At 66.3% G+C, this 12,255-nt stretch carries 11 protein-coding genes; 10 read left to right on the top strand and 1 reads right to left on the bottom strand.

Annotated elements, in window-relative coordinates:
- Nucleotides 1-168: 168 nt before the first annotated feature.
- Complete coding sequence (locus HN018_RS00050; protein ID WP_338034002.1) at nucleotides 169-945, bottom strand: nucleotide exchange factor GrpE; 777 nt, start codon at nucleotides 943-945, stop codon at nucleotides 169-171.
- Nucleotides 946-1,091: 146 nt separating this feature from the next.
- Between HN018_RS00050 and HN018_RS00045 the strand changes: the two genes are divergently transcribed.
- The 10 genes from HN018_RS00045 to prpB all read left to right on the top strand — a co-directional run bounded on the left by HN018_RS00045 (nucleotide 1,092) and on the right by prpB (nucleotide 11,686).
- Nucleotides 1,092-1,802 carry a response regulator transcription factor gene (locus HN018_RS00045; RefSeq protein WP_171834257.1) on the top strand — a complete coding sequence of 237 codons (711 nt, stop codon included), beginning with the start codon at nucleotides 1,092-1,094 and terminating at the stop codon, nucleotides 1,800-1,802.
- Nucleotides 1,803-1,823: 21 nt separating this feature from the next.
- Entirely contained in the window at nucleotides 1,824-3,617 is a 1,794-nt protein-coding gene (locus HN018_RS00040; protein ID WP_171834256.1) for an ATP-binding protein, read from the top strand.
- 52 nt (nucleotides 3,618-3,669) lie between these two features.
- Nucleotides 3,670-4,779 carry a P1 family peptidase gene (locus HN018_RS00035; protein WP_171834255.1) on the top strand — a complete coding sequence of 370 codons (1,110 nt, stop codon included), beginning with the start codon at nucleotides 3,670-3,672 and terminating at the stop codon, nucleotides 4,777-4,779.
- Between the two features lie 7 nt (nucleotides 4,780-4,786).
- Complete coding sequence (locus tag HN018_RS00030) at nucleotides 4,787-5,059, top strand: DUF3311 domain-containing protein (RefSeq protein WP_171834254.1); 273 nt, start codon at nucleotides 4,787-4,789, stop codon at nucleotides 5,057-5,059.
- Nucleotides 5,056-6,033, top strand: coding sequence for a sodium:solute symporter family transporter (locus HN018_RS00025; protein ID WP_239478898.1), 978 nt, complete (start codon nucleotides 5,056-5,058; stop codon nucleotides 6,031-6,033). The genes HN018_RS00030 and HN018_RS00025 overlap by 4 nt, the downstream gene beginning before the upstream one ends.
- A gap of 11 nt (nucleotides 6,034-6,044) precedes the next feature.
- Nucleotides 6,045-6,503 (top strand): SLC5/6 family protein, encoded by a 459-nt coding sequence (locus HN018_RS28510; RefSeq protein WP_239478897.1) that lies wholly within the window; start codon nucleotides 6,045-6,047, stop codon nucleotides 6,501-6,503.
- Nucleotides 6,504-6,506: 3 nt separating this feature from the next.
- A complete protein-coding gene (locus HN018_RS00020; protein WP_239478896.1) occupies nucleotides 6,507-7,799 on the top strand; it encodes an AI-2E family transporter in 1,293 nt (430 codons plus the stop codon).
- A 136-nt stretch (nucleotides 7,800-7,935) separates the two neighbouring features.
- The gene (locus tag HN018_RS00015; protein ID WP_171834253.1) at nucleotides 7,936-9,435 is read left to right on the top strand and encodes an MmgE/PrpD family protein; all 1,500 of its coding nucleotides are present in this window, start codon (nucleotides 7,936-7,938) and stop codon (nucleotides 9,433-9,435) included.
- Between the two features lie 72 nt (nucleotides 9,436-9,507).
- On the top strand, nucleotides 9,508-10,668 hold the full coding sequence (gene prpC, locus HN018_RS00010; RefSeq protein WP_171834252.1) for a bifunctional 2-methylcitrate synthase/citrate synthase: 1,161 nt from the start codon (nucleotides 9,508-9,510) through the stop codon (nucleotides 10,666-10,668).
- A 97-nt stretch (nucleotides 10,669-10,765) separates the two neighbouring features.
- Nucleotides 10,766-11,686: a methylisocitrate lyase gene (gene prpB, locus HN018_RS00005; protein WP_171834251.1), complete on the top strand. Its 921-nt coding sequence runs from the start codon at nucleotides 10,766-10,768 to the stop codon at nucleotides 11,684-11,686.
- Nucleotides 11,687-12,255 lie beyond the last annotated feature (569 nt).

Here is a 12,255-nt window from a genome sequence, read left to right as displayed (position 1 = left end):
CCTTTGGAAATTATATCACATCATAGGCGCGGGTCGCGAAGCACCTTCGGCGCCTTGCCCTACCCAGCGTCGATCCGGCACCGGATGTATTCAGGCAGAGACACCGCGACAAGCCCCGCGCCGCACTTCTGCACCAAACACTTGCCCGCCCAGATCAGGCAGCCAGCGTCAGACGGTGCGATCGAACGCCATGGCACCCGGGGCTCCGGCCGGCTCCGGGGCGACCGGCGCTGCGTCGGTCGCCTTGGCCACCACCACCATCGCCGGCTTCAGGAGCCGGCCGTTCAGGGTCCAGGCCGACGTCCAGGCCTGCATCACCGTACCGGGTGGATGGTCGGCGCTCGGCTGCTCGGCCATCGCCTGGTGCAGGTTGGCATCGAACAGGCTGCCGGTCGGGTCGGTGCCGGTGATGCCGTTGCGCTCGAGGATGCCGAGGAACGACCGCTCGACGCTCTCGAACCCCTCACGCAGCTTGGTCACGACCGGACTGTCGGCGGCATCCGCCGGCGGCAGGCTGGACAGGCCGCGACGCAGGTTCTCGGCCGCCTCGACCACGTCCTTGGCGAACTTGGTGACCGCGTACTGCCGGGCATCGTCCACGTCGCGCTTGGCACGGGTGCGGACGTTCTGCATCTCGGCCTCGGCGCGGAGCCACTTCTCGCGCATCTCCTCGACCGAGGTCTCCAGCGCACGGATCCGCTCGCTGGCCACCTGCATCAGGTCGTCGGGGGTGCCGATCTCGGGGTCGGGCTCGCCCGGCTCCTCGGCATACAGTCCCGGCCGCTCGAAGATGGATGTATCGCCGGGGACTGCCGCAGCGGCAGCAGCGGACGGCACGCTGCGAGCGTCGAAGTTGGGCCCGCCCGTCGGGCCGCCTGTCGTCGGGGTCTGATCGTTCGCGCTGTTCATCGTCTCGCCGGCATGAGGCTGATTGGTTTCGTCCATGGCGCTGAATTAGGTGACGACGGGCGCAGGGACAAGCCGTCGCAGGTCTCCTGCCTACCCGAAGGTCGATAATCTGCATGTTTTTGCGGCAGATTGGCGTCCCCCGCATTTAAGGCCACAATAAGGCTGAACGCAGGAGCCCCTTCATGGAGCCGACGAAGCATACGATCGCGCTGGTCGACGACGACCGCAACATCCTGACCTCGGTCTCCATGACTCTGGAGGCGGAAGGTTTCAACGTGCGTACCTACACCGACGGCGAGAGTGCGCTGCAGGGGCTGAACGCCCGCCCGGTCGACCTTGCCGTGCTGGACATCAAGATGCCGCGCATGGACGGGATGGAACTGCTGCAACGGCTGCGTGCGCGGTCGCAGCTCCCGGTGATTTTTCTCACCAGCAAGGACGAGGAAGTCGACCAGCTGATGGGCCTGCGCCTCGGTGCGGACGACTACATCACCAAGCCGTTCAGCCAGCGGCTGCTGCTGGAGCGCATCCGCGCGCTGCTGCGTCGCGGCGAGCTGCTGCGCGCCGAAGCCGCCGGGGCGACGCCGGCCGGAGTGATGGAGCGTGGCGACCTGTCGCTGGACGAAACCCGCCACCAGTGCCTGTGGCGCAGTGCCGACATCCAGCTCACGGTGACAGAGTTCCTGCTGGTCAAGGCTCTGGCCGCCCGGCCCGGCCTGGTGAAGTCGCGCGACCAGCTGATCGACGCGGCCTACGGCGAGAACATCTATGTCGACGACCGGACCATCGACAGCCACATCAAGCGCGTCCGCAAGAAGTTCCGGCAGATCGACGAGAACTTCAACCATATCGAGACGCTCTACGGCATCGGCTACCGCTACAAGGAAGAGTAGCCGGCACGGACCCGGGCTCGAATGAGGCTCCTGCCGACGCGGGCGAAGCCGCGACCCGCACCCGGCGATCAGCTTGCGGGTCCGGTCGTTCTCGGGCCGCGCCGGCGATGGGTGTCGCCGATGATGCGGCGCATCCTGCTGGTCAATGTGGTGCCGCTGGCATTGCTCGTGGCGACCCTGCTATATCTCAACCAGTTCCAGAACAGCCTGCTGGAAGCCGAGGTCAGCGCGCTCCGCGAGCAGGCGCGTATCTATGCCGGCGCTCTGGGCCAGTCCGCCGTGGCCCCGACCCCGCGCCACGAGATCCATCGTGCGCATTCGGGCCGCGAGCCCCAGGCCGGCGATGCACCCGCATCCGGCGAAGCGTTCGTGCTGGTGGAGCAGCTTGCCCGTCCTCTGCTACTGCGCCTCACCGAGCCGAGCCCGAGTGCGCAGGCCCGCCTGTTCGCGCCGGACGGGCAGCAGATCGCCGATAGCCGGTCCGAGACCGCATCGGCCCCGAAGACCACCGACCAGGCCGCTCGCGATACCGGAAAGGGATCGCCCGACCGTGCCTTCGGCAGCCTGCTGGCACAGGTCTACAACCGCCTGCTCAGCCTGCTGCCGCACGGCAAGCTCGTGCCGCAGGCCGTATCCTCCTCGGGCGACCCGAATGACGGCAACACCCGCGCCGTGGCGGGCGTGCGCGAACAGGTCAAGTTCGGCGACCCGGAGAGCTCGGAAACACCGCCGTTCATCCGGCGCACGGCCGACGACAAGCTGCTGGTCACCGTGGCCGAGCCGGTCGCGCATGACGGCCAGACCATCGGCATCATCCAGCTGACCCGCGAGGCACGGGAGGTCGACCGATCGCTGTTCGCGGTCCGGCTCTCGATCCTGGTGCTGTTCGTGGTGGCCCTGGTCCTTACCGTGCTGCTCTCATGGTACTTGTCCCAGACCATCGCGCGCCCACTGCTGCGGCTGGCCGCATCGGCGCATGTCATGCGCGAGACCATCGGCCGAAGCGGCAGCGTACCGCGCCAGCTGCTGGCCCGGCGCGACGAGCTGGGCGAGCTCGCCCAGGCGCTGGAGGAAAGCGCGCGTGCGCTGTGGGGCCGCATGGATGCGATCGAGCGCTTCGCCGCCGACGTCAGCCATGAGATCAAGAACCCGCTCTCCTCGATACGCAGCGCGATCGAGACGCTGATGCGGATCGAGGATCTGGGGCAGCAACGCCGGCTGCTGGCGATCATCAACGACGATGTCAGGCGCCTGGACCGGCTGATCACCGATATCTCGGATGCCAGCCGGATCGACGCCGAGCTGTCCCGCTCCGTCACCGAGCCGGTCGCGGTGGTGCCGATCCTGGCGGTACTGGCGGAGATCAACCAGGCTACCCGCAAGGACGGTGACCCGATCATGCTGGTGGAGTCCCCGGCGGCTCCGACCCGGCCGCTCGTGGTGGAAGCGGTCGAGGACCGGCTGGTGCAGGTGCTGCGCAACCTGATCGGCAATGCCGCCAGCTTCTCGCCGCCCGATGGCCATATCGTTCTCTCCGTGGCCGAGCTGGCGTTGCCCCTGCCCGGCATGATCGAGATCGCCATCGCCGACGAGGGTCCGGGCATTCCCGCCGGGAAGCTGGACGGCATCTTCGATCGTTTCTATTCCGAGCGTCCGGCCACGGAGAATTTCGGCCAGCATTCCGGCCTCGGCCTATCGATCAGCCGGCAGATCGTCGAGGCATTGCGCGGCCAGATCATCGCCGAGAACCGGACCGATCCGGACGGTCGCGTGATCGGCGCCCGGTTCATCATCAGGCTGCCGAGGACTGCCTAGCGCGCATCCGGGCCGCATGCGCCTACAACATCATGCCAGGAGCGCTCGCCGCATGAATCGTCGTCTCTTGCTGGCCGGCCGCGCCGCCGCCGGCCATGCCGGGGATACGCCGGAACCCGCACAAGACGTTCCGACGACGCATGGACCCGGTGCGCCCGGTCCGCTCAACCTGATCACCGACGTCGCAGGATTGCAGGTCGGCCAGTCCGACGATCCCGGGGCGCGCACCGGAACCACGGTGATCCTGCCGGACGCACGCGCGGTGTGTGCCGTGGACGTACGCGGAGGCGGCCCCGGCACCCGCGAGACCGATGCGCTGGATGGCTGGAACCTGGTGCGTTCCGCCGATGCAATCGTGTTGTCCGGCGGGTCGGTCTATGGCCTCGCCGCCGCCGACGGGGTTTGCGCATGGCTCGGTGCGCATGGCCGCGGCTATGAAGCGGTGCCGGATACGGATGTGCCGCGCTCGCCGATCGTGCCCGCGGCGATCCTGTTCGACCTCGCCAACCGGGGCGACAAGAAGTGGGGCATGAACCCGCCCTATCGCGACCTCGGCATCCGCGCGGTCGAAGCGGCATCGCGCACCTTCGCCATCGGCACGGCCGGCGCCGGCTACGGGGCGGGCGCCGGGGCGCTGAAGGGCGGGGTCGGATCGGCCTCGCTGGTCACCGCGGACGGCATGACCATCGGCGCCATCGTGGCGGTCAACAGCCTCGGCTCGCCGGTGGTGCCCGGCTCCAGGCATTTCTGGGCCGGCGCGTTCGAGTTCGGCGATGAGTTCGGGGGCCTGGGGCCGAGCCCGGACCGGGTCACCGGCGAGGATTGGGGCATGGCCAAGGTCAATCCCGGCGCCCGCACCAACACCACCATCGCCTGTGTCGCCACCGACCTGGAGCTCGATCCGGACGAGCTGAAGCGGGTGGCGATGATGGCGCAGGACGGGCTGGCCCGCGCCATCCGGCCGGTGCATTCGCCGTTCGACGGCGACGTGGTGTTCGCGTTATCGACCGCGCGCCGCCGTCAGCAGAGCCCGAAGCGCGAGTTTCTGGTGGCACGGATCGGCGCCGTGGCCGCCGACGTGCTGGCCCGCGCCATCGCACGCGGCGTTTTCGCGGCGACGCTGCCACCTGGCATGCAGGGCAAGACCTGGCACATGCTGTAGCGGCGACATGATGATCGGGCGAAATGCGTCGCGGCTGGCGATCGGCCTCGGCGTGCCGTTCATCGCGGTCGTGCCGACGATCCCGTTGCTGGACCGGATTAGCATGGCCTGGCACGGCGTGCCGATCTCGGTGCTGTGGCTGTTCGGCTGCATTCCGCTGACCTCGGCGTGCCTCGCCACGTGCTGGTGGCTGTTCGATCGCCACGCCGTCGAGCCCCACGATAGCGGGCGGCCCGATACCGGCCAGCACGACACCGGCCACCCGAACGGCTTGCCATGATCCCGGTTTTCCTGGGCGTCCTGCTGCTGTCGCTGGGGGTGGCGCTTTGGTCGCGACGCGGGCACGGCCGGCAGAACGCGGCGGATTTCTTTGTCGCCTCCGGGCAATTCGGCAGCCTGCTGTTCTTTTTCCTGGCGGTCGGCGAGACCTACAGCGTCGCGACCATCCTCGGCTTTCCCGGCGGCATCTACGCGCACGGCACCGGCTTCGTGACCTGGTTCCTGGGCTACATCCTGCTCGCCTTCCCGGTCGGCTACTTCCTCAATCCCCTGATCTGGCGCGCCGGCCGGCGTCACGGCGCAGTCACCCTGCCCGACCTGTTCGCCCGTCACTTCGGCAGCCGCAGCCTGGAGCTGATGGTCACACTGGCCTCTATCCTGTTCCTGGTGCCGCTGGGCGTGATGCAGTTCGTCGGGCTCGACATGGTTCTGGGCAGCCTCGGCTGGCGGGTGCCGCCGCTGCTGCTGACCGGCCTCGCCGGTGCCCTCGCGTTCATCTACGTCGCCATTTCCGGCATCCGGGCACCGGCTTATGTCGCGGTGCTGAAGGACCTGCTGATGATGGTGGCGATCCTGCTGACCGGCCTCGCCGCGCTGGCCGCGATCGGCCCGATCACCACTGTAGCGGTCTCGGTTGGAGCAAAGCCGATGTCGGGTCCGGCTACCTTGCATGCCGAGCTGTTCTCGATCTCGACCATCCTGCTGCAGAGCATCGGCTTCTGCCTGGTGCCGCAGACCTGCGCCTACGTCTTCACCGCCCGGTCGGCAGACGCCGTCCGCCGGGCGCAGGTGGCGATGCCGCTCTACATGACGATGTTCCCGTTCCTGTTCGCCGTTGCCGTATTCGCCCTGCATCGGCAGACCCGACCGGCCACGCCCGATGCGGTGTTCCTGTTTGCAGCGCGCCTGCTGCTGCCGGGCTGGGCGTTCGGTCTGGTGATGCGGCGGCCTGCCTGTCGGCGCTGGTGGTGCTGAGCGGCATCTGCATGGCACTCGGACCGCTGGTGACCCGCAATCTCGTGCCCGGCCTCGACGGCGATGCTCAGCAGCGCTGGTCGAAACTGGTGATGGCGCTCTACCTGGTCCTGTCGGTGGTTGGCGCGGCCGGTTCGCACACGCTGATGGTGGCGATCAACAACCTGTTCTATTTCGGTATCACACAGACCTTGCCGGGACTGATCGCGATGCTGCTGCTCAGTCGCACCCGGCCGGCCGTCATCGCCACCGGGTTGCTCGCCGGAGACGCAGTCGCGCTGCTGCTGCATATGACCGGTGCGCCGCTCGGCGGCATCAACCCCGGGTTCGTCGGGCTGCTGATCAACGGCCTGTTGCTGACGATCGCCACGGTGGCGTGGCCGGGCCCGGAACGAACGCCCGTCCATAACCGCATTTCATCATCCGGTTCGTCCCGGACGCATCCGGCGCCGAAGTCCCGGTTGCCATGACGCTTGGAGAACGAAACCACCAAGCGCACGTTGCACAGCGATTATGGACAGGCGGACCAGTGGATGGCGACGATCGGACAGGTAGCGGAGCGTGTCGACGACACGGAATTGGAGACCCGTGAATTGGTCGACGCGCGGGGAGCCGTTCAGGACGCGAAGCGAAGCCGGAACCTGAACACGCTGTCGGTATGCCTGCTCGTGCTGACCATCCTGGCCGTGTTCTATACGCTCTACTTCACCAGCGACATCGTGCTCCCGTTCGTGCTGGCTGGTGTCCTGAACCTGCTGCTGTCCGGGCCGATGCGGTTCCTCCACCTCAGGCTCCATATTCCGAAACCGCTTGCAGCCCTGATGCTGATCATCGCCCTGTTCGGTGTGGTCGGGGGCATCGGCGCCGCGATCTCGGTTCCTGCCAGCGGCTGGATCAGCAAGGCCCCGCAGAGCCTGCCCGCCTTGCAGCAGAAGCTCTCGTTCCTGAACAAGCCGATCCACGCGGTGGAAGACGGCATGAAGAAGCTCCAGAGCCTGATGGACCAGACCAGCGCGCCTGGACCGGGTATACGCACGGTCGCGGTGCAGCAGTCGAACAACAGCGGCCTGACCAGCGTCGGCTCGACCATCCTGGTCGGCACGCGGGCCTTCCTCGGACAGTTGTTCAGCATGCTGCTGATGCTGTTCTTCCTGCTCTATGAGGGCGACAGCCTGCTGCGGCGGTTCGTCGAGATCATGCCGACCTGGGCCGACAAGCGTCGCGCCGTACAGATCGCCTCCGAGATCGAGCGCAATGTATCGCTCTATCTCGCCACCATCACCGTCATGAACCTGCTGGTCGGCGCTCTGAACTTCCTGCAATGCTGGCTGCTCGGCGTGCCCAACCCGCTGCTCTGGGGCGTGGTCGCCTTCCTGCTGAACTACATCCCGATCATCGGCCCATTTACTGGTATCGTGGTGTATTTCTTCGTCGGCCTGTTTGTGTTTCCGTCCGCCCTGCATGCGCTGGTACCGCCGGCGATCTATTTCGGCATCCACCTGATGGAAGGTGAAACCATCACGCCGCTGCTGCTGGCCAAGCGTTTCACCCTAAACCCGGTTCTGGTGATGGCTTCGTTGCTGTTCTGGGACTGGTTGTGGGGTATTCCGGGTGCGTTCCTGAGCGTGCCGTTGCTGGCGGTGTTCAAGATCGTCTGTGACCATGTCGAGAGCCTTACGATGATCGGGCACATCGTCGGTGGCCCGCAGACAAAGAAAAAGGGACGCATCAGGAGTGCGCTGCCGTTCTCGAGTTCCGTTAAGTAGGGCTTGATGTTCGGACCCGAGCTTTCGGGTCTTGCCGAAACCTGCCAGACAACCGGTGACCGGCGAGCGTGCCTCCGCGCAGTGATCCGCCGGACTGCCGGCATCCGGCCGGCACTGACAGATGGGACACGACCAGATGATCGTCCATGATGTCCGGGTGCATCCGGAAAGCGACCGCCTGCAGCGCCAGGACCAGCTCGCCTGGAAGATAGCCGCCGTCGCGTCCGACCCGGTCGCCGTCGAAGCCGACGTCACGGAAATGATCATCAACCGCCTGATCGATAACGCCTCGGTGGCGATCGCCTCGGTCAATCGTCATCCGGTCGTAACCGCGCGCGACCAGGCGCTGGCGCATGCCCGTGTCGGTGGCGCCACGGTGTTCGGGCTCGGTCCGGACGTCCGGGTCCATGCCGAGTGGGCCGCCTGGGCGAACGGCACTGCGGTCCGGGAACTTGATTACCACGACACCTTTCTGGCAGCCGAGTATTCCCATCCCGGCGACAATATCCCGCCAATCCTGGCGGTAGCGCAGCAGACCGGCTGCTCCGGTGCGGACCTGATACGCGGCCTTGCCACCGGCTACGAAATCCAGGTCGATCTCGTCAAGGCGATCAGCCTGCACAAGCACAAGATCGACCATGTCGCCCATCTCGGACCATCGGTCGCCGCCGGCATCGGCACCATGCTCGGGCTGCCGACCGAAATCATCTACCAGGCGGTGCAGCAGGCACTGCATGTCACCACCGCAACCCGCCAGTCCCGCAAAGGCGAGATCTCGTCCTGGAAGGCGTTCGCGCCGGCGCATGCCGGCAAGCTGGCGATCGAGGCGGTCGATCGCGCGATACGTGGCGAAGGTGCGCCGTCGCCGATCTACGAAGGCGAGGACAGCGTCATCGCCTGGATGCTCGACGGCAGGACCGCGCACTACCAGGTCAAACTACCGGCTTCGGGCGAGGCCAAGCGCGGCATTCTCGACACCTACACCAAGGAGCATTCGGCCGAATACCAGAGCCAGGCGCTGATCGACCTCAGCTTCGAGCTCGGCCGCCGGATCGGGAACTGGGACGACGTCGACAGCATCCTGATCGAGACATCGCATCACACCCACTACGTGATTGGTACCGGCTCGAACGATCCGCAGAAGTTCGACCCGACTGCCTCGCGTGAAACGCTCGACCACTCGATCATGTACATCGTTGCCGTCGCCCTGCAGGATGGCGAGTGGCACCACGTACGCTCCTATGATCCTGCGCGTGCCCAGCGCCCGGACACCGTGGCGCTCTGGAAAAAGATCCGCACGATCGAGGATCCGCGCTGGACCGATCGGTACCATTCCGAGGACCCGACGGTGAAGGCGTTCGGCGGCCGGGTCATCATCACGTTGAAGGATGGCCAGGTAATCGAGGGCGAGCTTGCGGTGGCCAACGCGCACACGCTGGGTGCAACGCCTTGGGCCCGGCCCGCCTACATCGACAAGTTCAGGATCCTGACCGAAGGCATCCTGGAGCCGTCCGAAATCGAGCGTTTCCTTAAGGTGGTGCAACGCCTGCCGGCATTGACCGCGGAGGAGCTCATACAGTTGAACGTGAGACTTCCCAATGGGCAACTCAGCGTCGGACTTAAGGGACTATTCTAAGGCTAGGGTTCGCCCCTGGTCCCATCAAAGGCGGAGCCTTTGAAATCCGTTTAGAGGCAAAGGTCCTGTTCCATGAGTGATGCTCTTCCGACGGCGACGGGACCGAAACCGAAGAAGTCCGTTGCGCTGTCCGGTGTCGTCGCCGGTAATACCGGGCTCTGCACCGTCGGCCGCTCCGGCAACGACCTGCATTATCGCGGCTACGACATCATCGACATCGCCCGCGCCTGCGACTTCGAGGAAATCGCGCATCTCCTCGTGCACGGCAAGCTGCCGAACAAGGCCGAGCTGGCCGCTTACAAACTGAAGCTGAGGCGGCTCCGCGGCGTACCGGCCGCGGTGCGCACCATCCTAGAAAACCTGCCGCCCGCCGCGCATCCGATGGACGTGATGCGCACGGGCGTCTCGGCACTCGGCTGCATGCTGCCTGAAAAGTACGACCACAACCCCGCCGGTGCACGCGACATCGCCGACCGGCTGATGGCATCGCTCGGGTCGATGCTGCTGATCTGGTATCACTACAGCCACAACGGCATCACACTCGATGTCGAGACCGACGACGACAGCATCGGCGGCCACTTCCTGCATCTGCTGCATGGCGAACCTGCGCCCAAAAGCTGGGTTGCGGCGATGCATGCCTCGCTGGTGCTCTATGCCGAACACGAGTTCAACGCCTCGACCTTTACCGCGCGCGTCGTGGCCGGCACCGGTTCGGACATGTATTCGGCAATCGCCGGCGGGATCGGCGCGCTGCGCGGCCCGAAGCATGGCGGCGCCAACGAGGTGGCACTCGAGACCCAGGCCCGCTACGCCACCCCGGCCGACGCCGAGGCCGATATTCGCGCGCGCGTCGAGAAGAAGGAAGTGGTGATCGGTTTCGGTCACCCGGTCTATACGATCGCCGACCCGCGCAACGGGGTAATCAAGCAGATCGCCCGCGAACTGTCCGACGAAAACGGCAGCCTGGCCCGGTTCGACATCGCTGAGCGCATCGAGAGCGTGATGTGGGATGCCAAGCGGATGTTCCCGAACCTAGACTGGTTCTCGGCCGTGTCCTACGAGGCGATGGGCGTGCCGGCCGCGATGTTCACGCCGCTGTTCGTCATCGCCCGCACCGCCGGCTGGTCGGCACACGTGATCGAACAGCGCGAGGACGGCAAGATCATCCGCCCGACCGCCAACTACGTCGGTCCCGAAAACCTCGCCTTCGTGCCATTGGCCGAGCGTCCCTGATCCAAGGCGACTGCCGGCCGGCACTATCCTTCGAGCTTCAGCCAATCGTGAGCCGCCCGGCTTGGCTCGACGGGCGGCACCACCCGCGGAGAGCCCCATGCCCTATCTGCTCGCGTCAGACCTGCCCGCCGAACCCGCCGGCCTGCGCTTTCGCCGGCTGCTGGAGCGGAACGAGATCCTGCAGATCCCCGGCACCCATAACGGCCAGGCATCGCTCCAGGCGAAGGCGGCCGGGTTCGAGGCCTGCTACCTGTCCGGCGCGGCGATGACCGCCTCGATGGGTCTGCCGGACGTCGGCATCATCACCGTGGACGAGGTCGCCTTCTTCGTTCGCCAGGTCAGCCGCTCCTCGATGCTGCCGGTGCTGGTGGACGGCGATACCGGCTACGGCGAGGCGCTCAACGTCATGCACATGGTACGCACCTTCGAGGATGCCGGTGCCGCCGCCGTCCATCTCGAGGACCAGCTGCTGCCGAAGAAGTGCGGCCACCTGAACGACAAGAAGCTCGCTTCCCCCGCCGACATGGCCGCCAAGGTCGCCGCCGCGGTGAAGGCACGCCGCCACATGGTCGTCATCGCCCGCACCGACGCGGCGGCATCGGAAGGCATGGACGGCGCCGTGGCCCGGGCAAAGCTCTATGTCGAGGCGGGCGCCGATGCGATCTTCCCCGAGGCGATGACCACGGCGGAGATGTTCCGCGAGTTCGCCGCCCGCATGCCGGGTGTGAAGCTGCTGGCCAACATGACCGAGTTCGGCCGCACCCCGTTCTTTACCGCCCGGGAGTTCCAGGCGTTCGGCTATGCGATGGTGATCTGGCCGGTGAGCTCGCTGCGCGTCGCCAACAAGGCGCAGGAGGAGCTGTTCCAGGCGATCCGTCGCGATGGCGGCGCCCACGGCATGGTCGACCGGATGCAGACGCGTGCAGAACTGTACGAAACCATCGGCCTGCACCACTACGAGGAACTCGACGCGTCGATCGTGCGAACCGTCGTGCCGGACGTCGTTCGTCAAACGTAGGCGGGGATTGCCCGGGCTGGTGGCCCCGATGCATAGCCGCCGCTGAGATCATCATTTACTATCCTGGGGGGTAAGTTCCAGGAAGCGTGCAGGCCTGGCGGTCGAGAAGCCGAGGTCAGGGTGTCCGCGCCTTCACCAGGCTTCTTTCCGTAATTACGTTGTGGGATGAGCGCTCTCACATCGGTGTCGGGTAGCCTCAAACCCAGGCTCTATAACGCCCCGTCGTCCTGTTTCTCGATGATCGCGCGGCCGGCTCTTTCAGAAGCCGGGATCGACCACGAGCAGGGTTTTCGTCGACATCCTCTTCCGAGGCAGCCAGCCTTTGTCGGCGTATGCTCGGCTCAACCCACCAATGACGGTTCTTGGCGGGTTCCTGGCGCGTCATGCACTGGCGCGCACCATCATCCCCGCCAAGATCGCGGCCTCCCGCCGCCGCCTGCTGCGACTGGCCGCTGCTCATCCCGATCTTGCCGAGATCTACCATGGCCGCGCCGCAGTCTTTGCCCCAGCTTCGCGATGGCCGATATCTGGACGAAGCTGTCCCTCGGACGCCTTGTCCGCGGGATCAT

This window comes from Lichenicola cladoniae, from assembly GCF_013201075.1.
Taxonomy (GTDB): Bacteria; Pseudomonadota; Alphaproteobacteria; order Acetobacterales; family Acetobacteraceae; genus Lichenicola; species Lichenicola cladoniae.
The sequence above is the reverse complement of the archived record's forward strand: the minus strand, read 5'-3'. Positions and strand labels throughout refer to the sequence as shown.

Excerpts from the sequence above, each read along its gene's own strand:
- HN018_RS00045 (WP_171834257.1), top strand. The coding sequence starts at position 1,092 with ATGGAGCCGACGAAGCATACGATCGCGCTGGTCGACGACGACCGCAAC.
- HN018_RS00025 (WP_239478898.1), top strand. The coding sequence starts at position 5,056 with ATGATCCCGGTTTTCCTGGGCGTCCTGCTGCTGTCGCTGGGGGTGGCG.
- HN018_RS28510 (WP_239478897.1), top strand. The coding sequence starts at position 6,045 with ATGGCACTCGGACCGCTGGTGACCCGCAATCTCGTGCCCGGCCTCGAC.
- prpC (WP_171834252.1), top strand. The coding sequence starts at position 9,508 with ATGAGTGATGCTCTTCCGACGGCGACGGGACCGAAACCGAAGAAGTCC.
- HN018_RS00050 (WP_338034002.1), bottom strand. The coding sequence starts at position 945 with ATGGACGAAACCAATCAGCCTCATGCCGGCGAGACGATGAACAGCGCG.
- HN018_RS00015 (WP_171834253.1), top strand. The coding sequence starts at position 7,936 with ATGATCGTCCATGATGTCCGGGTGCATCCGGAAAGCGACCGCCTGCAG.
- HN018_RS00035 (WP_171834255.1), top strand. The coding sequence starts at position 3,670 with ATGAATCGTCGTCTCTTGCTGGCCGGCCGCGCCGCCGCCGGCCATGCC.
- prpB (WP_171834251.1), top strand. The coding sequence starts at position 10,766 with ATGCCCTATCTGCTCGCGTCAGACCTGCCCGCCGAACCCGCCGGCCTG.
- HN018_RS00030 (WP_171834254.1), top strand. The coding sequence starts at position 4,787 with ATGATGATCGGGCGAAATGCGTCGCGGCTGGCGATCGGCCTCGGCGTG.
- HN018_RS00040 (WP_171834256.1), top strand. The coding sequence starts at position 1,824 with ATGAGGCTCCTGCCGACGCGGGCGAAGCCGCGACCCGCACCCGGCGAT.